The 26,270-nt window shown below is 62.2% G+C and carries 22 protein-coding genes and 1 pseudogene; 15 read left to right on the forward strand and 8 right to left on the reverse strand.

The genetic code is table 11. The features are described from left to right. The first annotated feature begins 32 nt into the window (after positions 1–32). From tkt to LC343_RS05200, 11 genes and pseudogenes are all read left to right on the forward strand, one after another. Entirely contained in the window at positions 33–2,036 is a 2,004-nt protein-coding gene (tkt, locus tag LC343_RS05150; RefSeq protein ID WP_223476005.1) for a transketolase, read from the forward strand. Between the two features lie 30 nt (positions 2,037–2,066). Beyond that, the gene (gap, locus tag LC343_RS05155; RefSeq protein ID WP_223476006.1) at positions 2,067–3,077 is read left to right on the forward strand and encodes a type I glyceraldehyde-3-phosphate dehydrogenase; all 1,011 of its coding nucleotides are present in this window, start codon (positions 2,067–2,069) and stop codon (positions 3,075–3,077) included. Positions 3,078–3,090: 13 nt separating this feature from the next. Continuing rightward, positions 3,091–3,267 carry a hypothetical protein gene (locus tag LC343_RS05160; protein WP_223476007.1) on the forward strand — a complete coding sequence of 59 codons (177 nt, stop codon included), beginning with the start codon at positions 3,091–3,093 and terminating at the stop codon, positions 3,265–3,267. Between the two features lie 329 nt (positions 3,268–3,596). Continuing rightward, positions 3,597–5,438 (forward strand): potassium/proton antiporter, encoded by a 1,842-nt coding sequence (locus LC343_RS05165; RefSeq protein WP_223476119.1) that lies wholly within the window; start codon positions 3,597–3,599, stop codon positions 5,436–5,438. Positions 5,439–5,506: 68 nt separating this feature from the next. After that, the gene (locus LC343_RS05170; protein WP_223476008.1) at positions 5,507–6,706 is read left to right on the forward strand and encodes a phosphoglycerate kinase; all 1,200 of its coding nucleotides are present in this window, start codon (positions 5,507–5,509) and stop codon (positions 6,704–6,706) included. Positions 6,707–6,902: 196 nt separating this feature from the next. Next, positions 6,903–7,796, forward strand: coding sequence for a fructose bisphosphate aldolase (locus tag LC343_RS05175; RefSeq protein ID WP_223476009.1), 894 nt, complete (start codon positions 6,903–6,905; stop codon positions 7,794–7,796). A 102-nt stretch (positions 7,797–7,898) separates the two neighbouring features. After that, a pseudogene (locus LC343_RS05180) lies at positions 7,899–8,573 on the forward strand (SGNH/GDSL hydrolase family protein); the annotation flags it as partial. Between the two features lie 377 nt (positions 8,574–8,950). Continuing rightward, a complete protein-coding gene (locus LC343_RS05185; RefSeq protein WP_223476011.1) occupies positions 8,951–10,873 on the forward strand; it encodes a propionyl-CoA synthetase in 1,923 nt (640 codons plus the stop codon). 106 nt (positions 10,874–10,979) lie between these two features. Beyond that, entirely contained in the window at positions 10,980–11,771 is a 792-nt protein-coding gene (locus LC343_RS05190; RefSeq protein WP_223476012.1) for an SDR family NAD(P)-dependent oxidoreductase, read from the forward strand. 93 nt (positions 11,772–11,864) lie between these two features. Next, on the forward strand, positions 11,865–12,239 hold the full coding sequence (locus LC343_RS05195) for a VOC family protein (RefSeq protein WP_223476013.1): 375 nt from the start codon (positions 11,865–11,867) through the stop codon (positions 12,237–12,239). Between the two features lie 5 nt (positions 12,240–12,244). Next, a complete protein-coding gene (locus LC343_RS05200) occupies positions 12,245–12,949 on the forward strand; it encodes a helix-turn-helix transcriptional regulator (RefSeq protein ID WP_223476014.1) in 705 nt (234 codons plus the stop codon). A gap of 20 nt (positions 12,950–12,969) precedes the next feature. On the opposite strand, the gene LC343_RS05205 is transcribed toward LC343_RS05200, so the two are convergent. The 4 genes from LC343_RS05205 to LC343_RS05220 form a co-directional block, all read right to left on the reverse strand. Continuing rightward, on the reverse strand, positions 12,970–13,419 hold the full coding sequence (locus tag LC343_RS05205; protein WP_223476015.1) for a MarR family winged helix-turn-helix transcriptional regulator: 450 nt from the start codon (positions 13,417–13,419) through the stop codon (positions 12,970–12,972). A 172-nt stretch (positions 13,420–13,591) separates the two neighbouring features. Further along, positions 13,592–14,314, reverse strand: a complete 723-nt coding sequence (locus tag LC343_RS05210; protein ID WP_223476016.1) for a DUF1013 domain-containing protein — start codon at positions 14,312–14,314, stop codon at positions 13,592–13,594. A gap of 148 nt (positions 14,315–14,462) precedes the next feature. Then, on the reverse strand, positions 14,463–15,917 hold the full coding sequence (locus tag LC343_RS05215; RefSeq protein WP_223476017.1) for a putative bifunctional diguanylate cyclase/phosphodiesterase: 1,455 nt from the start codon (positions 15,915–15,917) through the stop codon (positions 14,463–14,465). Positions 15,918–15,929: 12 nt separating this feature from the next. Beyond that, complete coding sequence (locus tag LC343_RS05220) at positions 15,930–16,436, reverse strand: hypothetical protein (RefSeq protein ID WP_223476018.1); 507 nt, start codon at positions 16,434–16,436, stop codon at positions 15,930–15,932. 381 nt (positions 16,437–16,817) lie between these two features. Between LC343_RS05220 and LC343_RS05225 the strand changes: the two genes are divergently transcribed. Then, complete coding sequence (locus tag LC343_RS05225; RefSeq protein ID WP_223476019.1) at positions 16,818–18,995, forward strand: esterase-like activity of phytase family protein; 2,178 nt, start codon at positions 16,818–16,820, stop codon at positions 18,993–18,995. 63 nt (positions 18,996–19,058) lie between these two features. Here the strand turns inward: LC343_RS05225 and LC343_RS05230 are convergent, their stop codons facing one another. The 3 genes from LC343_RS05230 to LC343_RS05240 form a co-directional block, all read right to left on the reverse strand. Beyond that, positions 19,059–19,868: a transglutaminase-like domain-containing protein gene (locus LC343_RS05230; RefSeq protein WP_223476020.1), complete on the reverse strand. Its 810-nt coding sequence runs from the start codon at positions 19,866–19,868 to the stop codon at positions 19,059–19,061. A gap of 49 nt (positions 19,869–19,917) precedes the next feature. Beyond that, positions 19,918–21,702 (reverse strand): B12-binding domain-containing radical SAM protein, encoded by a 1,785-nt coding sequence (locus LC343_RS05235; RefSeq protein ID WP_223476021.1) that lies wholly within the window; start codon positions 21,700–21,702, stop codon positions 19,918–19,920. A gap of 94 nt (positions 21,703–21,796) precedes the next feature. Continuing rightward, complete coding sequence (locus tag LC343_RS05240) at positions 21,797–22,786, reverse strand: NAD(P)H-quinone oxidoreductase (protein ID WP_223476022.1); 990 nt, start codon at positions 22,784–22,786, stop codon at positions 21,797–21,799. Between the two features lie 97 nt (positions 22,787–22,883). Here LC343_RS05240 and LC343_RS05245 point away from each other — a divergent pair, with 97 nt between their 5' ends. Then, a complete protein-coding gene (locus LC343_RS05245; RefSeq protein ID WP_223476023.1) occupies positions 22,884–23,066 on the forward strand; it encodes a DUF1192 domain-containing protein in 183 nt (60 codons plus the stop codon). Positions 23,067–23,422: 356 nt separating this feature from the next. Continuing rightward, entirely contained in the window at positions 23,423–23,950 is a 528-nt protein-coding gene (gene rcdA / locus LC343_RS05250) for a protease adaptor protein RcdA (protein WP_223476024.1), read from the forward strand. A 72-nt stretch (positions 23,951–24,022) separates the two neighbouring features. Here the strand turns inward: rcdA and rpmE are convergent, their stop codons facing one another. Then, a complete protein-coding gene (rpmE, locus tag LC343_RS05255; protein ID WP_223476025.1) occupies positions 24,023–24,244 on the reverse strand; it encodes a 50S ribosomal protein L31 in 222 nt (73 codons plus the stop codon). Positions 24,245–24,455: 211 nt separating this feature from the next. Here rpmE and LC343_RS05260 point away from each other — a divergent pair, with 211 nt between their 5' ends. Beyond that, complete coding sequence (locus LC343_RS05260) at positions 24,456–26,267, forward strand: ABC transporter transmembrane domain-containing protein (protein ID WP_223476026.1); 1,812 nt, start codon at positions 24,456–24,458, stop codon at positions 26,265–26,267. Positions 26,268–26,270 lie beyond the last annotated feature (3 nt).

Genomic DNA, 26,270 nt, shown 5'->3' on the forward strand with positions numbered 1-26,270 from the left:
GCTTTTACCGGCCGACGCCAACAGGAAAACCCATGACCTCACGTGAAAAACACGACCGGATGGCGAATGCGATCCGCTTTCTTTCCATGGACGCCGTGGAAGCCGCGAACTCCGGACACCCGGGCCTCCCCATGGGAGCGGCCGACATCGCGACGGTTCTGTTTTCGAAATTCATGAAATTTGATCCGATGAACCCGCAATGGCCGGACCGCGACCGCTTCGTGCTGTCGGCCGGGCACGGATCGATGCTGCTCTACTCGCTGCTCTATCTCCTCGGCTATGAGGACATCACTATCGACGAGATCAGGAATTTCCGCCAGCTCGGTTCTAAGACCGCCGGACACCCGGAATACGGACATGCAGCGGGTATCGAGACGACGACCGGTCCGCTTGGCCAGGGCCTCGCGAATGCCGTCGGCATGGCGCTCGCCGAGCGAAAGCTGGCCGCCGAATTCGGCGAAGAGCTTGTCGATCACTACACCTATGTTCTCGCGGGCGACGGCTGCCTCATGGAAGGCATCAGCCAGGAAGCGCTGACGCTTGCCGGCCACCTCAAGCTTTCCAAGCTGATCGTCTTCTGGGACGACAATGGCATTTCCATCGACGGCAAGGTGTCGCTTTCCGATTCCACCGACCAGCAGGCCCGTTTCGAAGCATCCGGCTGGGAAACCATCTCCATCGACGGTCACGACCCTGACGCCATTGCTTCGGCGATCGAGCGCGCGCGGTCTTCCGATGCACCGACGCTGATCGCTTGCCGCACCACGATCGGTTTCGGCGCGCCGAACAAGGCCGGCACCTCCAAGGCGCATGGCTCGCCGCTCGGCGCCGAGGAAATCGCCGGCGCGCGCGAAGCGCTTGGCTGGACCGCCGAACCCTTCGATGTTCCTTCCGAGATCCTCGACGACTGGCGTGTCGTCGGCCTGACCGCCGGCAAACAGCGCATCGCCTGGCAGGATCGCCTCGCCGATGCCGACGCGACGCTTCGCGGCGAGTTCGAACGCCGGATGCGCGGCGACCTTCCCGCCGGTCTCGAAACCGCCATGGAAGCCTACAAGAAGAAGCTCGCCGCCGACCGGCCGACGCTCGCCACGCGCAAATCCTCGGAAAACACGCTGGAAGTCATCAACGCGGCCGTGCCCGAAACGCTGGGCGGATCGGCCGACCTGACAGGGTCCAACAACACCAAGACCAGCCAGACCGCGAATGTGACGCCGGATGATTTCTCCGGCCGCTACATCCACTACGGTATCCGCGAGCACGGCATGGCCGCCGCGATGAACGGAATCGCGCTGCATGGCGGACTGATCCCCTATGGCGGCACCTTCCTGGTGTTCTCGGACTATGCGCGTCCCGCGATGCGCCTGGCATCTCTGATGGGTATTCGTTCCATCTTCGTCATGACGCATGACTCGATCGGTCTCGGCGAAGACGGACCGACCCACCAGCCGGTCGAACATCTCGCGGCCCTTCGCGCCATTCCCAATCACATGGTCTACCGCCCGGCGGACGCGATGGAGACGGCAGAGTGCTGGGAACTGGCGCTCGCCAGCGATACAGCACCCTCGACGCTTGCCCTGACCCGACAGAACCTCGCCGCCGCACGCACGGAATATTCGGCCGACAATCGCAGCGCGCGCGGCGCCTACGAACTCGCGCCGGCCAGCGACGATGCCGTCGTATCGATCTTTGCGTCCGGTTCGGAGGTCGAGATCGCGCTTGCCGCGAAATCGGCGCTCGAGGCAAACGGACATCCGACCCGTGTGGTATCGGTGCCTTGCATGGACCTTTTCCTCGCGCAGTCAGCCGAGTATCGCGAGGCGATCATCGGATCGGCCAAGGTTCGCATTGCCGTCGAAGCCGGCATCCGCCAGGGCTGGGACGGGATCATCGGCCATGACGGTGCGTTTATCGGCATGGATTCCTTCGGCGCGTCCGGCCCGTACAAGGAGCTTTATGCCCATTTCGGCATTACACCCGAAGCAGTCGTCGATGCGGCCGAAACCCGCATTCACGACGGACACCAACACCAGTAAAGTCGCCCTACCACTCATGGAGGAAATCGCATGACTGTGAAAGTCGCCATCAACGGATTTGGCCGCATCGGCCGCAACGTCGTTCGCGCCATCTACGAATCCGGCCGCAAGGATATCGATGTCGTCGCCATCAACGACCTCGGTCCGGTGGAAACCAACGCTCACCTGATGCGCTACGACTCCGTGCACGGAAGGTTCCCGAAAGCCGTCGAGGTGAAGGGTGACACGATCCACATCGAGGGTGGCGACAGCTTCAAGGTCTTCGCCGAACGCGATCCGAAAGCACTGCCCTGGGGTGACCTCGACATCGACATCGTGATGGAGTGCACCGGCATCTTCACCGCCAAGGAAAAGGCGTCGCTGCATCTCGAAGCCGGTGCGAAACGCGTGCTGGTTTCCGCTCCGGCCGCCGGTGCGGACAAGACCGTCGTTTACGGCGTCAACCACGACGTCCTGACGAAGGACGACCTCGTCGTCTCCAACGCGTCCTGCACGACCAACTGCCTTGCGCCCGTCGCCAAGGTCCTCAACGACGCCATCGGCATCGAAAAGGGCATGATGACGACGATCCACTCCTATACCGGTGACCAGCCGACGCTGGACACGATGCACAAGGATCTCTACCGCGGCCGCGCCGCCGCGATGTCGATGATCCCGACCTCAACCGGCGCCGCCAAGGCCGTCGGCCTTGTGCTGCCGGAGCTCAATGGCAAGCTCGACGGCTTCGCCATGCGCGTGCCCACACCGAACGTCTCGGTCGTCGACCTGAAGTTCATCGCGAAGAACGCAACCTCCGTCGACGAGATCAACGCCGCGATCAAGGCCGCCGCCGAAGGCCCGCTCAAGGGCATCCTCGGCTACACGACGGAAAAGAACGTTTCCATCGACTTCAACCACGACCCGCATTCGTCGATCTTCCATATGGATCAGACGAAGGTCATGGACGGCACGCTGGTGTCCGTCCTGTCGTGGTACGACAACGAATGGGGCTTCTCCAACCGCATGGGCGACACCGCCGTCGCCATGGGCAAGCTGATCTGAGCCTGACGACCCGATGCAAGCCGGCCCGCTGATCTTCATCGCGATCGCGATCCTGATCGGCGCGGCCGGCTTTTTCATGTCCAGACGGTTCCGTCGCACCGTCGACCGCGACCTGCCCGGCTCGAGCGAAAGTGGCGCGGGCACCCACTGGTATGCGCGGCCGCCGGACGATGACGGGGACATTGGCTAGACGGGAACGCGCATGCCCAATCTCGCCACGATCATCCTGATCGCACTTGTCGCGCTCGGCGTCTGGTGGAAGCTGCGGTGCATCCGGCGCGGTTGCATGATCGACCCTGACCGGAAATCCGGCGATTGAAGCTGTCAGCCGGCGGTTTCCCGGTTTTTTGGGATTTGTTTCGCGGGTCGACGGCCATATATCCTTTGAGGACAACCTTCCCACCCTGGTAGCGAGGACCCCGCCATCGGATCGATCGATCTCGTCAGTTCGCGTTCGAACGCCCACTCCCTCGTCGACGACACATGCGCGTCGCACGAAATGAAGGCGACGTGTCGATGATCGAGACAATGTACCTTGTGATCCTTGTCGGCACCGTGCTGGTTCTTGCCGCAGCGTTTTCCAGCCTTCTCGCCTTTCGTTTCGGCACGCCGCTGCTGTTGCTCTTCCTCGGTATCGGACTGATCGCCGGTGTCGACGGACTGGGCATCGATTTCGACAACGCGCCGGTCGCCTATTTCGTCGGATCGCTCGCCCTCGCCGTCATCCTGTTCGACTCCGGTTTCGGCACCTCGCTTCAATCCTTCCGAAATGCCGCCGCCCCGGCGCTGACGCTGGCAACGCTCGGCGTCCTGCTGACAACCCTGTTTTTCGGTGCGGCCGCCCATTTCGTCATCGGCCTTCCCTGGCTTGAAGCCATGCTGCTCGGAGCGGTCGTGAGTTCCACGGATGCGGCAGCGGTTTTCTTCCTGTTGCGGGTTGGCGGAATATCGATACGCGACAAGGTGCGTTCGACACTGGAAATCGAGTCCGGATCCAACGATCCGATGGCCGTTTTCCTCACGATTACGCTCGTCGAGATTGTGGCGTCCGGCAAGGCCATCGAGGAATTCGGCGTGCAGGTGGCCGCCGGCTTCCTGCTGCAACTCGCCCTTGGTCTCGTGATAGGTTATCTTGGCGGCCTCGTTATCGTCGCCCTCGTCAATCGCCTGAAACTCGAACGCGGGCTGACACCGATTTTCGTCATTGCTCTCGCGCTTCTGATCTTTTCGCTGACTGGTGCGCTCGGCGGCTCCGGCTTCCTTGCCGTCTATGTCGCCGGTCTCTATGCCGGAAATCGGCAAATGCGCGCGGCCGCTTCGATACGGCGCTTCCAGGACGGCATGACCTGGCTGTCCCAGATCCTCATGTTCCTGGTTCTGGGTCTCCTCGCCACACCTTCGCAATTTGGCGCGATTGCCCTGCCCGCCATCGCATTGGGGCTTTTCCTGATCCTTGTCGCCCGCCCGCTCGCGGTCTGGCTCTGTCTCGCCCCGTATCGGTTCCAGCCGGAAGAAACGGCCTTTGTATCCTGGGTCGGGTTGCGCGGCGCGGTATCCATCCTGTTGGCGATCCTTCCGTTCATCGGCCAGATCGGGAACGGAATGCTGTTCTTCAACACGGCTTTCATCATCGTCATGATCTCGCTTCTCGTGCAGGGCTGGACGATCAATCCTCTCGCAAGACGCCTCGGTCTCGTCGTGCCCCCACGCATGGGCGCGATCGAGAAACTGGAACTCGAACTTCCCGGCTCCGTCTCGCACGAATTGCTGGTGTATCGTGTCGTCGACAACAGCCCGATCGTCACCGGCGGGCGCATTCCGCGCTGGGCGCGGCCTTCCCTCGTGGTCCGCGATGGCAAATCCATGCGCTACCAGTATGCGGGCCGGCTGCGCCCCAACGATTATGTCTACCTCTTCGTGCCGTCCGGCTATCCCGAACTGCTCGACCGGCTGTTCGCCCAGCCGAAACCCGTAAACAGCGACGATGCCGACTTCTTCGGGGTTTTCACCATCGACCCCACGCGCCCCGCCGCCGAACTGGGCGCCAATTACGGGTTCGAACTGGACGAGCAGGAAGGCGCGGGAACCATCGATGCGCTGCTGCGCGCGCGCCTTGGCGGTCGTGCCGATTATGCGGATCGCACGGTCATTGGTCCTGTAGAGCTGATCGTGCGCGATATCGACGAACACGGAAACGTGGTGGCCGCGGGTCTTTCTCTGGAACCGAAGACCAGGCCCAACATTCCGGTTTTTCTCAGTTTCCGGGAGCTGATGTCCTTCCTGTTCAAATCCCGGTGGCGCAGGAAGAGCAATTCGGATGACAACACCGATAATGATGAAAGCGGTGCCGGCGACCAGTGACATTCAGCCCGCTTGAACGTGACAGCCGCCGGCTGTAGGCATGGCGGTACGACAGAGGAGTTCCGTTTATGACGCAGTTCAAGACACTTGACGACATGCCGCAGGAAATCGGCGGCAAACGCGTGCTGGTGCGTGTCGATCTCAACGTGCCGATGGCCGATGGTGTCGTGACCGACCGGACACGCATCGAACGTGTCGTTCCGACCATCTCCGAACTGTCCCGCAGGGGCGGAAAGGTCATTCTGCTCGCCCATTTCGGCCGGCCGAAGGGAAAGGTCGTCGAGGAGATGTCGCTGAGCCCGGTGGCGCAGGCACTGGAAGAGGAACTCGATCACCGTGTCGATTTCGCCTCCGACTGCATCGGCGAAGCCGCGAAGAAGGAAATCGACGAGATGACGAGCGGCGATGTCCTCCTCCTTGAAAACACCCGCTTCCACCCCGGCGAGGAAAAGAACGATCCGGACCTCGCCAAGGCGATGGCCGCCAATGGCGACATGTATGTCAACGACGCCTTCTCGGCGGCGCACCGGGCCCATGCTTCGACCGAGGGCCTTGCATGGCTGCTTCCCGCCTATGCCGGCCGCTCCATGCAGGCCGAACTCGAGGCGCTTGAGAAGGGCCTTGGCGCGCCTGCCAAGCCCGTCGTCGCCATTGTCGGCGGCGCCAAGGTCTCGACCAAGATCGATCTCCTGCAGAACCTCGTCAAAAAGGTGGACGCGCTGGTGATCGGCGGCGGCATGGCCAACACCTTTCTCGCGGCCAAGGGCGTCGAAGTCGGCAAGTCGCTGTGCGAACACGATCTCGCGGACACCGCAAACGCGATCATGTCGGAAGCTGCCTCCGCGGGCTGCGCCATCGTGCTGCCCGTCGATGGTGTTGTCGCGCGCGAGTTCAAGGCCGGAGCGGACAGCGAAACCGTCGATATCGAGAACGTGCCCGCCGACGCCATGATCCTCGATGCCGGTCCGGCGACCGTCGAGAAGATCAACGGCTGGATCGACCACGCCGCGACGCTGGTCTGGAACGGCCCGCTCGGCGCTTTCGAGATCGAGCCGTTCGACGCGGCGACCGTCGCTGCCGCGCGGTTCGCCGCCGAGCAGACCGTGGCCGGCAAACTTGTTTCCGTCGCGGGTGGCGGCGACACGGTCGCGGCACTCAATCACGCGGGCGTGGCGGACAAGTTCACCTACGTCTCGACTGCGGGCGGCGCCTTCCTCGAATGGATGGAAGGCAAGGAATTGCCTGGCGTCGCCGCGCTCTCTGCCTGAAGCCAAAAGCGACACGCGGAGACCCATCACGGATCAGCTTTTCAGGCTATTTTAAACGATTGAACTATTTTAATCGGTTTAGGCCGAGGCCTGTGATATTCCTTCCAGGATGGCCCTTTGCTAAGGCCCGGCCTGACAATTTAAGCGCCGGCACGCGCCGCGCGCTTCGGACCTTGACCAACCTCGGGAGATACGAATGACGCAATCGGATATGGCAGCGCAGGTCGCGAACAAGGACGGCTTTATCGCGGCGCTGGACCAATCGGGCGGTTCGACACCGAAGGCGCTGAAACTCTACGGCGTTTCGGAAAGCGCTTATTCGAACGAAGACGAGATGTTCGACCTCATCCACCAGATGCGCTCGCGGATTATCAAATCGCCCGCCTTCACCGGTGACAAGGTGATGGGCGCCATCCTGTTCGAACAGACCATGGACCGCGAAATCGACGGCGTGCCGACGGCGCAGTATCTGTGGGAGAACCGCAGTGTCGTACCGTTCCTGAAGGTGGACAAAGGCCTTGCCGACGCGGCGGACGGCGTGAAGCTGATGAAGCCGATGCCGGATCTCGACGCCCTGCTGGAGCGTGCGGTCGCCAAAGGCGTATTCGGCACCAAGATGCGCTCGGTGATCGATGCGGCAAATCCGAAAGGCATCGCGGCGATCGTCGACCAGCAATTCGAGGTGGGACGCCAGATCCTGTCGCATGGCCTCGTCCCGATCATCGAGCCGGAAGTCACGATCTCGATCGACGACAAGGCAGAGGCCGAGGACATCCTGCTGGCCGAGATCAAGAAGCACCTCGACGGCGTTCCGGAAGGCAAGCAGGTCATGCTCAAGCTGAGCCTGCCGACCAAGCCCAACCTCTACAAGCCGCTCATCGACGATCCACGTGTCATGCGGGTCGTCGCGCTCTCCGGCGGTTATTCGCGCGATGAGGCGAACGAGAAACTGGCTCAGAACACCGGCATGATCGCCAGCTTCTCGCGGGCACTGAGCGAAGGTCTGTCCGCCGACCAGAGCGACGCGGAATTCGATGCGATGCTCGCCGACGCGATCGACAGCATCTTCGAAGCCTCGCGGGCCGGCTGACTTTCGCAGCCCTGTCATATTGCTGAGACGCGCAACGTCTCTAAATAATGCCCGTGGCGCCGTTAGGTGCCACGGGTATCTCATTTTCGGATCTTTCGCCGCATGGTCTCAAAGGCGCTTTTCAGCTGGGTCGCGTTCCCCGTCTATGTCTGGCAGGGCATCTCGGTCCGCCTGCGGATCGAACGCCTGCACCCCGCCGAAGTCCCCCATGAAGGACGGTTCGACGGCAAGGGTGATGAGATATCCATCCTGGTTGCGGGCGACTCCTCCGTTGCCGGCGTCGGCATGACGCGTCTCGATGACACGCTGGCCTTCAATATCGCGCGCACGCTGAACCAGCGCTCGGGCCGACCCGTGCGCTGGCGCGCGGCCGGCGCGAACTCGGCGACTTCAGGCGATCTGCGTGATCACGTCATTCCACATGTCGAGGATCGCGACTTCACCCATGTCGTCCTGGCGATCGGCACGAACGACATGAAGAACTTTCACGTCATCCGCCGCTTCAAGCGCGAGTTCGGCACACTGCTCTATGCCGTGCGTGCACGCTTTCCCGACGCGCGCATCGTCTGGTCGCCGGTTGCCGACATGACCCGCATTCCGGCGCTTCCCCCGGCGCTCGGCCGCATTCTCCAGATTCGCGCCGGACTCATAAACGCCATGGGCGCCCGCCTGTGCAACGAGCGCGGGGCCGTGATGGCCGATCCGGTGCCGATCCACGGCCCGCAGGGTTTCGCCCGGGACGGGTTTCATGCCGGGCCGGCCGGATATCGCAGTTGGGCGGAACATCTGGCGCAGTACCTGGTCCCCGAACGCCCCTCCCCCGCGCCGCTAAAGTTGCAGGGCGCTGATCAGGACGATCGCGAACAGACCCGCCAGGGGCAGCTTCCAGAAATCGCTGCGTCGTCGTAGTCCCGGCACGCCCAGTGGCTTGATGATCTGGACAATCATCGCCAGCACGACGAATACTGATAGCAGTTTGACCAAGAGATTATCCGTTCGGCTCGGGTTGCGGGCTGTGCGCAATTGTCGCGCTCATGCACCGATCAGCTTAGGCGTTAGTCAAATGGACGAATAGCATCCGTTCTGGCACGAGGAAACCGCGTTCCAGAGGGGAAGCCGGAACGGGGGCTCTTGCACGCGGGAGGAGTAACGCCATGAGCAATACGTCCAGCTATCAAGCCGTCTATGACGACTGGAAGAAAGATCCGGGCCTGTTCTGGGAAAAGCAGGCCGAGGCCATAGACTGGTTCAAGCCGTGGGACAAAGTCTTCGATCCGGAAGACGGCGTCTATGGCCGCTGGTTCGCCGGTGCCGAGTGCAACACCTGCCACAATGCTGTCGACCGCCATGTCGAAGCAGGGCGAGGCGACCAGGCCGCGGTCATCTATGATAGTCCGATCACCGGCAAGCAGCGCAAGTTCACCTATGGCGAAGTCCTGAAAGAGGTCGAGGCACTTGCCGCGGTCCTGCGTGATCTCGGTGTCGAGAAGGGCGACCGGGTCCTGATCTACATGCCGATGATCCCGGAAGCCGTCTTCTCCATGCTGGCGGTCGCCCGCCTCGGCGCAATCCATTCCGTCGTCTTCGGCGGCTTCGCGGCGCACGAACTCGCCACCCGCATCGACGATTGTCATCCGAAGGTTGTCGTCGCTGCGTCCTGCGGCATCGAGCCATCACGGCAGGTGCCCTACAAGCCCCTGCTCGACGCGGCCATCGCCCAGGCGAAGTTCAAGCCCGATCACTGCCTCGTACTGGAACGCGAGGAGCATCCCTACGATCTCGAACCGGGCCGCGACACCGATTACGCCGCAGCCGTCTGGGCGCATATGGAAGGCGAGACCAAGGTCCCCTGTGTCCCCGTCGCGGCGACGGACCCGCTCTACATCCTTTACACCTCCGGCACGACGGGTCAGCCCAAGGGCGTGGTGCGTGACAATGGCGGGCACATGGTCGCTTTGAGCTACTCCATGCGGGCGCTCTACGCCATCGAACCCGGCGAGGTCTTCTGGGCCGCGTCCGACGTCGGCTGGGTCGTCGGGCATTCCTACATCGTCTACGCACCGCTTCTGATCGGCGCGACGACCATCGTCTTCGAGGGCAAGCCCGTCGGCACACCCGACGCCGGAACCTTCTGGCGCGTGATCCAGGAACACGGCGTTTCGTCGCTCTTCACCGCGCCGACCGCCTTCCGCGCCATCAAGAAGGAAGATTCCAAGGGCGCACTGATCCCGAACTACGACATGTCGAGCCTTCGCTCGCTGTTTTTGGCCGGCGAACGCGCCGATCCCGACACGATCAAATGGGCACAGGAGAAGTTGAAGGTGCCGGTCATCGACCACTGGTGGCAGACCGAAACCGGCTGGGCCATCGCCGGCAATCCGCTCGGTCTCGGCGAACTGCCGGTCAAGATCGGCTCTCCGACGGTCGCGATGCCCGGTTACGATGTCCAGATCATCGACGATGCGGGACATCCGGTGCCCGCCGGGACGCTTGGTAATATCGTGGTGAAGCTGCCGCTGCCGCCGTCCTGCCTTCCGACGCTCTGGAATGCCGACGACCGGTTCCGCGCGGCCTATCTCGACGAGTTCCCCGGTTATTACAAGACATCGGACGCCGGCTACATGGACGAGGACGGCTACCTCTTCATCATGGCGCGCACCGACGACATCATCAATGTCGCCGGCCACCGCCTATCGACCGGGGCGATGGAGGAAGTCATCGCGGGTCATCCGGATGTCGCGGAATGTGCCGTCATCGGCATCGCCGACAGCCTCAAGGGGCAGTTGCCGGCCGGTTTCCTGGTCCTCAATTCGGGTGTCGACCGTCCGGCCGAGGAGATCGAGAAAGAAGTCGTCAAGCTGGTGCGTGACGAAATTGGCCCTGTCGCCGCCTTCAAGATCGCACTCACCGTCAACCGTTTGCCGAAAACCCGCTCCGGCAAGATTCTGCGCGGAACCATGCAGAAGATCGCCGACGGCGAGGACTGGAAGATGCCGGCCACCATCGACGACCCGGCTATCCTCGACGAAATCGGCGAAGTGCTCAGGGAACGCAAGGTAGGCCTGGCCGCTGCCTGAGAGAGTATTTCTGACTCATGAGAACGAGCGTCCGCCTCGCGCGGCCGCAGCATTTCCATTTGCCGCCGGAAGCGTTAGGTCTGCCTGAAAGAAACAGGAGACTATCATGGCACTCGACGGAAAGATCGCGATCGTCACCGGCGGCGCGCAGGGAATCGGATACGCGATCGTCAAGCGACTGTTGAGCGACGGCGTGCGGGTGATGCTTGCCGACATAGACGAGAAAAAGGGTGCGGCCGCGGCCGAGGAACTGTCCGACCTGGGCGATGTCCGGTCCATCGGCGTCGATGTCGGCGACCGCCTCAGCGTCCACAACCTCATGGCCTCCGTGCTCGACGTCTTCGGCGACGTCGACATCCTGGTCAATAATGCCGGTATCGTGCATGGCGCGGATTTCCTCGATATCACGGAAGAGGATTTCGACCGCGTGATGCGCGTCAACATCAAGGGACAGTTCCTGTGCGGACAGGCTGCCGCGCGCCTGATGGTGGAAAAGGTCAAGAATAGCGGCCCCGCCGGCGCCATCGTCAACATGTCGTCGATCAACGGCGCCGTCGCGATCCCCAATCAGGTGCCCTATTGCGTCTCCAAGGGCGGCGTGAACCAGTTGACGAAGGTCATGGCCATGTCGCTTGCGCCTTACGGCATCCGGGTCAACGCCGTCGGCCCGGGCTCGATCATGACCGAGATGCTGTCCTCGGTGAATGATGACCCGGAAGCGCGCAATCGCATCCTGTCCAGGACCCCGCTTCTGCGCATCGGCGAGACGGCGGAAATCGCTTCGACCGTTTCCTTCCTCGCCTCCGACGACGCCGGCTACATCACGGGCCAGACGATCTACGCAGATGGCGGACGCCTCGCGCTCAATTACACGGTGCCGGTGCCCGAAGAGGAGTAAGCCGGACTGTCGGACATTTCCCTCCTGACAGAATGATGTCAGGAGGGGTATGACACATTCGGGTCGTCAGCCAATCTTTGAAAGGAAACGGCCATGTCCGACGCACCCCGGAATACAGCAGTCTGGTTCGAGATCCCGGTTACCGATCTCGACGCTTCCAAGCGCTTCTACGAGGAAGTGCTGTCCATCACGATGACCCGCAACGACGATGGCCCCAACCCGATGGTCATGTTCTCCTCCATGGCCGACTTAGGCGTGTCCGGACATCTCTATCCGGGCAAACCCTCCGAAGCCGGAACCGGCAACACGATCCACCTCGCGATCGACGGATCGCTCGACGACGCGATGGGACGGGTGAAGGCATCGGGTGGCGAAGTGCTGTCGCCGGCGATCGACATCCCCGCCGGCAGCTTCTTCTATGCGACGGACCCCGACGGAAACTCCATCGGACTGTTCAGGGCGGCCTGACGACCATGCGACGCGCCGACCGCCTCTTCCAGATCGTACAGCACCTGAGGGGCGGCCGGCTCGTCACGGCGAAAAAACTCGCCGACAAGCTCGAAGTCTCCGAACGCACGATCTATCGCGACATTGCCGACCTCCAGTCGACAGGGGTTCCCATCGACGGTGAGGCCGGTGTCGGATACATCATGCGCGAAGGCTTCGACCTGCCGCCATTGATGTTTTCGCGTGACGAGATCGTCGCGCTCGTGGCAGGCGCCCGCCTCGTGAAGGCCTGGGGCGGAGCCACCCTGGCGCGTGCTGCGGAAGAAGCGCTCATCAAGATCGAGGCGGTCCTTCCCGATGCCGAGCGCGCACGCCTGCACTCGACAGAGATCCACGCGCCGACTTTCCTGTTGCCCGACAGCGTACGCGCAAATCTCGACGTGGTGGAGCGCGCGGCGGAATCGAAAAACGTCATCCGTTTCGCCTATGTCGACGCGGAAGACCGCACCACCAGCCGCTCCATCCGCCCGCTCGGCCTCTGGTTCTGGGGCGGGCGCTGGCTGTTCGTCGGCTGGTGCCTGCTCCGCGAGGATTTCCGCATGTTCCGCGTCGACCGCGTCCGCGATGTCGAGACGCTGCCGGAAACCTTCCGTCCCGAACGCGGCAAGACGCTGCGCGACTTCTATCGCCAGATGGAAGAACGCGGCGATATGTCTCCGGGCGGACATTAGATCACCGCCACGCCGAAACGTCAGAGATCCGGGGCTTTCGCCGCCTTCGCGGCCAGGGCGAGAAACTGCCTGTACTCGTCGTCGTCAAGGCCGGGAAGAATTTCCTTTTGAAGCCGCTCGACCACCGGCAGAACAGCATCGACGATCCTGTTGCCCTCCTCGGTGATCGTCAGTTCCCGTGCCCTCCGGTCGCGGCCGCTGACTGTCCTGGCGACGAGCCCCTTCTGTTCCAACCGGTCGATTACGGAGCCGGTCGTTGCCCGGTCCTTCGCGATCGCATCGGCGAGACCTGCCTGGTCCGTGCCGGGGCTGAAACGCAACACATCGAGCGCGGCGAACTGGACCGGTGTCAGATCGTATCCCGCCTCACGGACGCGCTGCGAGAAGATATGCGTCGAAACCTGATGCAAGCGCCTTATAAGGTGCCCCGGCATTCCCAGACTGGCCGCCCTCGGACCTCGTTCGTTCATCACGCATCCTCTGTGCGCCGCCCAATCCCGGCGGTCAGCGCCAGCCTACGCAAAATTGATAAGAAAGCATACTTTTTGTCACGCCTTCGCGGCGGGTTCGGGAACACCTGTCCGAAAAAGAAAAGGCCCGCCTGAAAGCGGGCCTCGCAAATGGCAAAAAGGAAAATGAGGCCTATTGCTCGTCCTCGTTGCCCTCTTCCTCGCTCTGGGAGCCCTTGAGGGAGGAAAGGCGAGCAAAGACGGCGTCCGCGTCGAGCTCCTCGTCTTCCTTCGGCTTGACCGGCTGCGAAAGAATGTCGTCGGCGGGCAGGTTTTCGGTTTCCGAGGCCGGCAGCAAGCTGTCGCCCTGCTCTCCTTCGACCGGTGCCGGCCGCAACTTGGCCGCCTTCTGCACCTCGAAATCGAGATCGATCTGGGAGCAAAGCCCCAGCGCCACGGGATCGACCGGCTGCAAATTCGCCGAATTCCAGTGCGTGCGGTTGCGGATCTGTTCGATCGTGTTCTTGGTCGTGCCGACGAGACGCGAGATCTGCGCGTCCTTGAGTTCGGGATGGTTGCGCACCAGCCAGAGGATCGCGTTCGGACGGTCCTGACGCTTCGAGACCGGCGTGTAGCGAGGTCCCTTCTTGCGCAGTTCCGGGACTGCATATTTCGCGGCCGCGAGCTTCATCTGGTAATTCGTGTCCGATTCGGCCTTGGCGATTTCGTCGCGCGTCAACTGGCCGGTATTGATCGGGTCCAGGCCCTTGATGCCCTGCGCCGATTCACCGTCCGCAATCGCCTTGACCTCGAGAGGATGCAGCTTGCAGAACTGCGCGATCTGGTCGAAGGAAAGCGCCGTGTTGTCGACGAGCCAGACGGCCGTCGCCTTGGGCATCAGAAGTGTATTGGCCATTGGATAAACCTTTCCTGTTCGTCCGCGCCGGGGCCGCGGGCGTGGTGTCTAACCACTGATTTCCGGAAGAATGAGCGCTCCATAGCGCATCTCGGCGCGCTTCGCAATAAAGCCGGGCGTCACGGATAACAGGTTATTCCGGCTAAGATCAGACGGCGCGTGCGACCGACGCGGGCCCGCCGCCGATCCGCGCAAGGAAACGCCGCGACAGGAAGGCCGGAATCTCGTCCGGCGGCATCGGCTTCGAGTAATAATAACCCTGCACCTTGCGCGCACCGATTCCCTGAAGGACGTCGAGTTCCTGCTCCGTCTCCACGCCTTCGATGATCGAGCCGACACCCAGTGTCGCGCACATGTCCACCATCGTCTTGATGACCTTCGCGGTACGGCCCCCGTCGGCGAGCCGCGTAACGAAGCTGCGATCGATCTTGATCGTGTTGATATCCAGCTGGTCGATATGGCCGAAATTGGCATAACCGACGCCGAAATCGTCGAGCGCGACCCTGGCGCCGAGCGTCTGCAGTTTCGCAAGCGATTTTCGCGCCGTCTCGAAGTCAGACATGATGAGGGTTTCGGTCACTTCGAATTCGAGCCGAGCGGGATCGATGTCGCTTGCCTCTATGATCCGGCACAGCTTGTCGATTGCCGTCGACGACATGATGTCGCGAATGGACAGGTTGAAGGACAGCTTGATATCGCCGGGCCAGTCCCTGGCGATCTTGAGTGCCTTCCCGAGAAGGATTGGTGTCATTTCCTCGATCAGGCCGGTCCGTTCCGCCGCCGCGATGAAAACGTCGGGGCGCACATTGCCCAGTGACGGGCTGTTCCAGCGCGCCAGGGCCTCGAAGCCCGTCGTTTCACCGGAGGCGATATCCACCTGCGGCTGGAAGACGACGGACATCTCCGCTTCCTTGTCGCTGGACCGCAATGCCTGCTCCACACGGCCGATCTGCTCCAGATCCTCTTCGTGCTCGTGCGAGAAGATGACCGTGCCGCTGCCGTTTGCCTTGGCGCGGAACATGGCGAAGTCGGCCCGCTCGATCAGGCCCGTTTCATCGAGATCGGCGATCGTCGAGCGAACGAATCCCACCGACGCGGAGACGGAAAACTCGATGTCCGATATCAGGTAAGGGCTGGCAATGCTTTCCCGGATCGTGTCGCCATGCCCATGCAACTGCTCATCGTTTCGCGCGCCGTCGATCAGGATCGCGAACTCATCGCCGCCGAGCCGCGAGACCAGCCCGTTCCCGCCTCCGGCGTCACGAAGCCTCGCGGCAACCTCGATCAGCAAAAGGTCGCCCACTGTGTGGCCGTAACTGTCGTTGATCGATTTGAAGCCGTCCAGATCGACGACGCCCAGCACGAACTCCTCGCCACCGGCACGGCCACGTTCGAGCCTCTCTCGAAGGCGCCTGAAGAAATTCCGGCGGTTCGGCAATTCGGTCAGCATGTCCTGGTCAGCCTGCGCCTCGGCCGTCTGCCGCAGCGTCTCGGCGGTCATGCGCGCCCGAATCTCACGCGATATCGCCCCGCGTGTGAGTGTCGAGATGCAATAGCCCGCGAGCGAGCCGGCAAGCGCGATCATCGAGGCTTGCAAGAGCATGTCGCCGCCTGCCTAGCTCGCGAAAGCCAGCATGGTGGCGACCGACGACAGGATCGCGGTGACAACAAGCCGTGTGCTGATACCGAAGATGGCGACAATCAGCATGGGCAGCATGAAAAAGAAGAGCTTAGCCGGCTCCAGCTGCACGAAGTTGTTGGCCGCCGCCTTGAGATTGATCAGCGCGAAAAAGGCGAAGCCAAAAAATTCCAGTTCGCGATAGCTCAGGGCCCGCCGACGAACATCAAGGCCCATCGCGAGGAAAGCCATCGCGATCAGTGCCGAGGAAACCGACAAGAATGCATGGCCGGCGGCATCCGCAACCAACAGGTGATAAAAGACAGTCAGGGCGAAATAGAACGAGATCGGCAGGAGGATCGCAGCGAACATCGACTGGTAGGATGCAGCCAGCGCATGGCGCATCTCCACCTCCGAGGCATTGCCGGATTTCGAGCCCGCGCCTGTCGCGCGCAACCCGCTTCTCTCCCCTGCAATGTAGTCACGCTTGCTGTGCCGACCCATGCAAATTCATCCGACGGGCCAATCTCGCTGGTTGCCGATTGGCCGGTCTGTCTTGACGACTTGTTGTTGATGGCGTTGGCGCGTCCGCTATGGCGGCGCGCGACATCCGGCCCGGCCGGGAGAGCGATCGGCATCATGCCCTGCCGTTGCGACAGACGCTCCCCGAACTCGTAACAATCGCGCTTTTGACAGACACTTAACGCCCTCATCGCGAATCGCAACGTCGTTAACGGCGCGCTAAGCGGACCGCGAAAGCTGTCATCATTTCTTCGTCATCCCGTCATGGCGCTGTCATGCACCTCGCCAACAAGTCGCGCGTCGATTGCCGGGCCGATTCCGCGTCCGTTTTACCGATTCCACGCAATCTCAGGGAGCTGAGGCATGTCCAAACAAACCAGACTGCTGGCCACTGGTACGGCGCTCGCCGCGCTGCTCGCCGCCACCGCCGCATCCGCTGATCCGGTCTTCAACCGCGTCGCGTCCTTCCCGGTCAACACCAACCTTCCGGCGGATGCCGACCCGGCATCGGAGACCTCCTCGGAGATCATCTACGTCACCGAAGACGGCATGACGCTGGTCTATTCCGACAGCCCCTTCGGCGGCATCGGAATGATCGACATCTCGGACCCGGCCAATCCGGCGCCTGGCGGATATGTCAAGCTCGACGGCGAGCCGACATCCCTCGTCATCCAGTCCGGCCACGCTTTTGTCGGCCTGAACACATCCGAAAGCTACACCGAGCCGTCCGGCGCCCTCCTCTCCGTCAATCTGGAATCGGGCGAGATCGAACAGAGCTGCGACCTCGGCGGCCAGCCCGACTCCGTCGCGCTGTCGAAAGACGGTTCCATGGTCGCGGTTGCGATCGAGAACGAACGCGATGAGGATGCCGGCGACGGCGGTCTTCCGCAGATGCCCGCCGGCGGTCTCGCCATCGTTTCTGCCTCGAACGGAGCACTGGACTGCGGCAGCCTGAAGATGGTCGACATGACCGGTATCGCCGATATCGCGCCGGAGGATCCAGAGCCGGAATTCGTCGATTTCAACGATGCGGGCGAAATCGTCGTCACGATGCAGGAGAACAACTACCTCGCCGTCGTAGACGGCAAGACCGGTGAAATCCTCTCGCATTTCTCCGCAGGCACGGTCGATCTCGACAATGTCGATACCGCGGAAGAAGGCGCGCTGACCTTCGACGACAAGCTCACCGCCGTCCCGCGCGAGCCGGACGCCGTGCAGTGGCTCGACAATGACCGCTTCGTCATCGCCAATGAGGGCGACTGGAAGGGCGGATCGCGCGGCTTCACCATCTTCTCGAAGGAAGGCGAAGTCCTCTATGAAAGCGGTCTCTCCTTCGAATACGAGGTCGCGATGGCCGGCCACTATCCGGAGAAGCGCTCCGGCAACAAGGGCGCAGAGCCCGAAGGCATGGAAGTCGGCACGTTCGGCGACAAGACCTTCATCTTCCTTCTTTCCGAGCGCGGTTCCGTGGTCGGCGTTTATGAAGACACCGGCGCGGAGCCCGTGTTCAAGCAGCTCCTGCCGACGGCGCTCGCCCCGGAAGGCGCAGTCGCCATTCCCGGCCGCAACCTGTTCGCCGTCGCCAACGAGGCCGATCTGATCGACGATGGCGGCGTGCGTTCGCATGTCACCATTTATTCCTACGACGAAGGCGAAGCCGCCTATCCGATGCTCGTTTCAGGCATGGACGGTGATCGTCCGATCGGCTGGGGCGCCATGTCGGGTCTCGTCGCGGATGAGGAGCAGGCAGGCATCCTTTATGGCGTCAACGACAGCTTCTATTCGATGCAGCCGACGATCTTCACCATCGACGCCAACCAGACACCGGCGAAGATCATCAAGGCCACCCGCGTTACCCGCAACGGCGCGCCGGCCCAGCTCTTCGATCAGGAAGGGATAACCACGGACGGCGAAGGCGGCTTCTGGATCGCATCGGAAGGCCGTACCGACCGCCTGATCCCGCATGCCCTCTACCACGTCAACGCCAAGGGCGAGATCAAGAAGCAGGTCGCCTTCCCGCCGGAACTTCTGGCCGTCGAGAAGCGCTTCGGTTCCGAAGGCGTCACCCGCATCGGCGATACGCTTTGGATCGCCATCCAGCGTGAATGGGCCGACGACGAGGCCGGTCAGGTCAAGCTCGTTTCCTACAACACAGACACCGGGGAATGGGGCGCGGTGCGTTACCCGCTCGAGAAAAAGGGTGCCGGCTGGGTCGGCCTGTCGGAGATCACCGCCAATGGTGACTTCGCCTACATCGTCGAGCGCGACAACCAGATCGGTCAGGCCGCAAAGCTGAAGAAGCTCTTCCGCGTGCCGCTGTCCGAAATGACGCCGGCCCCGCTCGGCGGCGAGTTGCCGCTCGTCTCCAAGGAAGAAGTTCACGACTTCATCCCGGATCTGAAATCGACCGGCGGTTATGTCGTCGACAAGATCGAAGGCTTCGCCATTGATGCCGCCGGCAACGGATTTGCCGTGACCGACAATGACGGCATCGACGATTCGAACGGTGAGACGCTCTTCCTGCGCCTCGGCGCCATGTAATCGACGCCTCCCAAGGCCGATCGGGAAAGCCGGGGCGGCGACGCTCCGGCTTTTTCTCGTCTGCTACAATCCCGTCACGTCGTAGGTCCAGACCCGGAACGACTTCAACACGTGCGGGCCGAAGGAGTTGATCAGCGGCACGTCGGCCGCGTCACGTCCGCGTGCCACCACCACCCGGCCAATGCGCGGTATATTGTTGCGCGGGTCGAACGTCACCCATTCGCCGCCAAGATAAACTTCCATCCAGGCAGAGAAATCCATCGGGTCGAGAATCGGAACGCCGATATCGCCGAGATGTCCGTTCACGTAGCGTGCCGGGATATTCATGCACCGGCAGAAAGCGATGGCGAGATGGGCGAAATCTCGGCAGACGCCCACTCCCTCGACATGGGCGTCAAGTGCGGTGCGCGTGGAACGCGCCGCCATGTAATCGAACGTCAGGTGACTGTGCACATAATCGCAGATCGCCTGGACCCTGCCCCAGCCGGGCGCGATGTTGCCAAACAGATCCCAGGCCGTCTGGCTGAGTTCGTCGGTCTCGCAATACCGGCTGCCTAGCAGATAGGAGAGGCAGTCATCCGGCAACTCGGCGACCGGTATTTCCTGCAGTTCCGGCCTGACCGGATCCAGTTCGCCTGAATCCTCCACGGTTCCGTCCGCCCATATCGAGAAATCGCCGGCCGGCGCGACGAAGCGGCGACAGACATTGCCGAACATGTCGACATAGGTGTGCGTTTCGACCTCCGGCGAGGTGACGACCTTCTCCGGCGCAAGCATCGAGCCTGCGCGTTCCGGCCTGATGTCCATCAGGCAAACCATCGGAGTTGGAAGTTCGCACGTGACGGTGAGATCGTAGCCGAAGCGAATGAGCATGACCAAAGTTACTGGGTATCCCTGTTTGACAGGGCTGGCGCGGCAAGCGTCATGCGCGCGCCGTCAGCGCTGCGATCTTCTTTGAATGGGCGACAGCCGCCTGTCCGCCGGTCGTCTTCTGATAGAGATCGAGGGTCTCGTCTTCCGCGCCTTTCGTGAGCGCCTTGTCGGTATAGGCCTTGGTGGCCGGATTCTTCGTGATCACGATTGCCGGGATCGCCACGCGCGCAATCGCGCCGACAAGCCGCATCTGCTTGGCGACGGTCTCAACTGCGAAACGCGTCCAGAAGGAGACTGGGTTTTCCTGCGGCAAACCGGGTCGGCGTTCGGAGGGATGCCGTAGACGCACAACACCGATTTCGAGCGGGTGGATACCCTCGAGGCGCACACCGATTCCGAACTGGACGAGCAGCTTCACCAGACTGGTGACGGAACATCCGGTCGCCGCGGCACGACGCAACAGGGTCCGGATATGGGCCGGCGTGTAATAAAGGCGCCAGGCCTCGCTGTAGATGTCCTCCAACTCTTGCCGGCTCATGCGCTCATGCGGCATGCAGACATTGTTGAGATCGTAGGCGTTCAGGTCCGGTTCCAGCGGCGTTCCCGCGCGCCAGGCCTTCTGGTGGTCTTCGGACCCCGGTAGCGGCGTCAAAATGAAGAACTCTATGACATCGAGCGGCAGTTCCTCCTGGATGATGGCGATGTCGCGGCGGATCGTTTCCGGCGTATCGGCGGGAAACCCGAGGATGTACCCGGCAAGCGTCATGATCCCCTGCGCCTTCCAGTCGAGCAGCATCTCGCGATACTCGGTGATCTTGTTCTGGCGCTTCTTGGCTGCGGCGAGGTTTTCCGGATTGACGTTTTCGAGGCCGATGAAAACGCGCGTGACGCCGGCACGCTTGGCCTTTTCGACGAAGTTCTCGATCTTGTGGCAAAGCGTGTCGACCTGGATCATCAGGCCGAGCGGAATGCCGTCGCGCTCGCGCAGTTCGATCAGGCGATCGAAGATCGACTCCCATTCTCGATTGCGGGCGAAATTGTCGTCTGTGATGAAGAATTTATGGATGCCTTCGGCCCAGTTGAGCCGGACAAGCTGCTCGACGTCATCGGCGGTCCGAAAGCGTGACTTGCGCCCCTGTACGTTGATGATCGTGCAAAACGAGCATTGATAGGGACATCCCCGCCCGGCATCGAAGCTGGAACTGAGCCCGGTGGTCCGTTCCACGAAGCGTTTCGGCAGGAACGGCGCCGGTTCGCCCTCGATACCCGGCAGATCGTTCATGAAGTTATAGACCGGTTCGAGCCGTCGTGCTGCGGCATCCCGCAGGACGGTGTCGAAACGACCCTCCGCCTCGCCGGCGAATATGGAAACGCCAAGTTTTCGGCACTGATCGAGATCGACATTGTCGTCGTCGAGCATGGCGAGGCAGCCGGACACGTGGAAACCGCCGATGGCCACCGGAACGTCGGCTTCACGGAACATCCGCGCGATATCGACGGCACGCGGATACTGGTTCGACTGCACGCCGACCAGCGCGATCATGCCGAAGCCGTCATTCTCGCGAAGCTGGGCGAGGATTGCGGGAACATCGACACGGGTGTTCGTTTCGTCGATCACCTCGATGTCGATTTCGACATCGGGTCCGAGCACTTCGCGATCGGCGCAATCGGCTGCAATTCCGTAGACCGCGGCCAGCGAATTGGATGGTATCATCGAACGCCACCATCTGATCACATAGCCCCGGTCGTCATAGTGGGACGGTTTGATCAGAAAAAGTTGGAAGCGGCGCCCGGCAGGTCTCGTGGACTTCGGCAAGGGGGGCCTTCCGTTCATCTACCGGCGCCTTGATCCGAGCCGGTGACGCAACGCTATCCGGTTCGCCGGGCCCTGTCCATCCGGCGAATGAAATCATTGCGAGACAAGGCGGCTACCCGATGTCGAGCACGATTTTCCCGATATGATTGCCCGCCTCCATGCGCTCATGCGCCCGCCAGGCCTCGGCCAGCGGATAAATCATGTCCATGACCGGCTGTATCTTGCGGTCGGCGAGCAGTGGCCAAACCTTCTCGTGCAGTTCATGCGCCAACCCGGCCTTGAACTCGACCGGGCGGGCGCGAAGCGTCGAACCGGTATGAACAAGTCGCTTGACCATCAGCAGCGAGAAATCGGCCTCGGCCTTTCGTCCGCCGAGGAATGCGATCTGCACCACGCGGCCCTCGAGCGCCGCCGCCTCGTAGTTGCGGGTTATGTAGTCGCCGCCCACCATGTCGAGGATCACGTCGGCGCCGTTGCCGTCCGTGAACTCGCTGACCGCCTCGACAAAATCCTCCTCGCGATAGTTCACCGCGCGGTCGGCGCCCAGCTTTTCGCATGCGGCGCATTTCTCCGCGCTGCCCGCTGTGGTGATCACCTTGGCGCCGAACGCCTTCGCAAGCTGAATCGCCGTCGTTCCTATGCCCGACGTGCCGCCATGAACGAGCAAAACCTCGCCCGCCTTCAGGCCACCGCGCTGGAAGACATTGTGCCAGACGGTAAAATAGGTCTCCGGGATCGCGGCCGCTTCCGAAAAGGCATATCCGCCCGGAACGGGCAGCGCATTCGTTTCATGGACCACCGCATATTCGGCATAGCCTCCGCCCGGCAGCAGAGCGCAAACCGCATCGCCGGCCGCGAACCGTGTCGCACCGGGACCCGTGGACTCGACGGTGCCTGAGATTTCGAGACCCGGAATATCGGAAGCGCCGGCCGGTGGCGGATAGGCGCCCATGCGCTGCAGCACATCCGGGCGGTTCACGCCGGCGCATTTGACGCGAACGAGGATTTCGCCCTCGCCGGCTTCCGGTCGCGGACGTTCCGTTATCTTGAGTGCGCGCGGCCCTCCCGGTTCGCCGATCTCGACCGCCTTCATCATCGTCATGCCCTGGTCCCGCTTTTTCGGTTGTCTTTTCCTCGCCCGGCCGGGACTGTAGGGTTGCGCAGGGCGAACGGCAACCGCATGCGCGAAGGAGAAGCCGATGGACGAAGAAGAGCCGAAACGGAAACCGGCCTACCAGCTTGGCCAGGACATTTCGCTGATGTCGGTGGACGAATTGAACGAGACGATTGATGCGCTCGGGGAAGAGATCGCGCGGTTGAAACGCGAAGTCGATACCAAGTCGGACAGCCGAAATGCGGCCGAAGCATTTTTCAAACTGTAATTTGTCCCGAAAAGGCGCAAACGGCAGGAATTCGCAATTCCATTAACCCGGTATTAAGCTTTACGGCTGTTTACTGTGTTCGTTCGGATTCGTCCGAACTCATTCGAAGCGACACCGTTGCTTTGTTTGACGCCTCCCTGTTTTAACTCCTGAGAGCTGCTTTTTGCGGCTCTTTTTTTTGTCCTGAGTCCAGTGCGCCATAGCGGGACATGCCCTCCGGTGGCGTTAACCTTGCATTAAGCATCTTGTTGCGCTGAACTGTGAACATGCCCAATATGCCGGTGTGCGGGAGCGCCCCTGCACGTACATCATGATCAAGCAGAAAATGGCGCAGGAATCAGGTGGGGTTTACGGGTATGTCGGAGTTGAGCAAGCGGTCGAACACGATCAATTTCATCGAGCGAAAGGCATCGTCGACCGCGTTCAAGAAGCTCTATGCCGACGGTATGGGGCTGGTCGAGGAAACGGCCGCTTATCTCGACGGAGAGGGCCGCGCGGAAGCGAAGCGCCTGTCGCGCATCTCTGCGACGCTCTACGCGGCCGAGTCGATGCGCCTGACCACCCGCCTCATGCAGATCGCGTCCTGGCTTCTGCTGCAGCGCGCCTTGAACGCAGGCGAGATGAGCCGCGAGCAGATGATGACCGAGAAGGAAAAGATCCGTCTCGACACCTCCTCCGCCAAGACGAATGCCAATGGCTGGAACGAGCTTCCGGAGACGTTTCGCCTGCTGGTCAACCGGTCCCTGCGCCTGCAGGCCTATGTCTGCCGTCTCGACCAGGATTTGTTCGGCACCGAGATCGAAACCGTCACCCAGGCTGCGCCGACCGGCAACCCCGTCGGCTCCCAGATTGAATTGCTTCGCACGGCTTTCGCGTCCCGCTGAAGCCGGCAGATCGGCAACGAAAAAAGCCCGGACGATCGTCCGGGCTTTTTGTTTTTCGCAGTGCGCGTCGGATCAGACGCCGAGGCCTTCGTAGCGCTTCTTGAACTTGGAAACGCGACCGCCGCGATCGAGCAGGTTCTGCTGACCGCCGGTCCAGGCCGGATGCGACTTGGAGTCGATATCGAGGTTGAGCGTATCGCCCTCGGAGCCCCAGGTCGAACGGGTCTCGTATTCCGTGCCGTCGGTCATGACGACCTTGATCATGTGGTACTCGGGATGGATATCAGCCTTCATCTGTCTTGTCCTGCCTTGCCTGCGGGCGATCGGTCCGGATTGCCGGCCGTCATACCGCGGCTGTCTGAAATCACGAAAGCCGTGCGCCATTAGGCCACGGCTTCCAAAAAAGATGCGGAGCCTATACATCACCGACGACCGAAGCTCAAGACCGGGCGTATGGACAAAATAGACCGGTGCCCATGACGACCGGAACGAATTGCGAGACACCATGACTGAATCATCGCGGAAAACCCCCAAACCGCGAAACCGGCAGGCCCTTCGTCCCCTTTCACGGCTCTGGCCCTATCTCCTTCACTACAAGGGGCTGATGGCCGGCGCCGTGGTGTCCCTCGTTCTGGCGGCCGCAACTACATTGTCGCTTCCGACCGCCGTGCGGCGCATGATCGACCACGGCTTTTCCGACGCCGACGGGAAGTTGATAAACAACTACTTTGCAATGCTCGTCGTGCTCGCCGCCCTGCTCGCGGCCGCGAGTGCGCTTCGCTATTACTTCGTCATCACGCTCGGGGAACGGGTCGTGTCCGACGTTCGCCGCGACGTCTTCTCGCACGTCATGACGCTTTCCTCCTCGTTCTTCGACAGCGCCATGTCCGGCGAAATCGTGTCACGGCTGACCGCCGACACGACACAGATAAAATCCGTCGTCGGCGCGACGGCATCGGTGGCACTGCGCAATGTCATCCTTTGCTTCGGCGCACTGACGATGATGGTCATAACGAGCCCGTCGCTGTCCGGCGTGGTCATCGGCGCTATTCCCGTCATCGTCCTGCCGCTGGTCGCCTTCGGCCGCCGCGTGCGCGTAAGGTCGCGCGCCGCGCAGGATACGCTGGCCGATGCGACCGCCTACGCCAGTGAGGCAATCGGCTCGGTGCGCGCATTTCAGGCCTTCACCAACGAGCAACTCGCGACGTCGCGTTTCGCGCGCGCTGTCGAGGCTGCCTTCGGCGCGGCGCGCATCTCGGCCAAGACACGTGCCGCGCTGACCGCTTTCGCCATCTTCATGGTGTTTTCGAGCGTTGTCGCCGTTCTGTGGATCGGCGCGCAGAACGTCCTGGCAGGCACCATGTCGCCGGGCACGCTCGGGCAGTTCCTGCTCTATGCAGTCTTCGCCGCCGGTGCGCTCGGCGCGCTGTCCGAAGTCTGGGGCGAATTGCAACTCGCCGCCGGAGCCGCCGAGCGCCTGTCGGAACTGCTCGACGAGCAGCCGGCGATCGTCTCACCCGCATCGCCAGTTGCGATGCCGTCGCCGGCATCCGGCGCCGTCGCCTTCGAAAACGTCTCCTTCGCCTACCCGACCCGCCCGGACGAAAGCGCTGTCAGAGGCCTCGACTTCTCCATTGCGCCCGGCGAAACCGTGGCGGTCGCCGGTCCCTCGGGCGCCGGCAAGAGCACGCTCTTCGCTCTCCTGCTGCGCCAGTACGATCCAACCGAGGGACGCATCCTCGTCGATGGCGTCGATCTTCGCGACGCCGCACTCGACGAAGCGCGCGCACGCTTCGCGATCGTGCCGCAGGACGTCGCGGTCTTCTCCGGCACGGCGGCCGACAACATTGCCTTCGCCCGTCCGGACGCTTCCCGCGAAGAGGTGATCGAGGCGGCAAAGGCCGCCCAGGCGCATGATTTCATTACGGCGCTACCGCAGGGCTACGACACTGAAGTCGGCGAGCGGGGCCTGACCCTTTCCGGCGGGCAACGCCAGCGCATTGCCATTGCCCGCGCGATCCTGCGAGACGCGCCGATCCTGTTGCTGGACGAAGCGACGTCAGCACTGGACGCAGAAAGCGAGAAGCTGGTCCAGAAAGCTCTCGAGAAGCTCATGTCGGGGCGCACGACGATCGTCATCGCCCACCGCCTGGCGACGATCCTCAAGGCCGACCGCATCCTCGTCATGCAGGAGGGCCATATCGTCGAGGAGGGCACGCACTCATCCCTCTCGCGGCGCGAGAACGGCATCTATTCGCGGCTGGCAAAGCTGCAGTTCGATGCGGGTGTAGAGGCCGTGGCCGGCGCTGCCGAGTAGGCT

The organism is Oricola indica (genome assembly GCF_019966595.1).
GTDB lineage: Bacteria > Pseudomonadota > Alphaproteobacteria > Rhizobiales > Rhizobiaceae > Oricola > Oricola indica.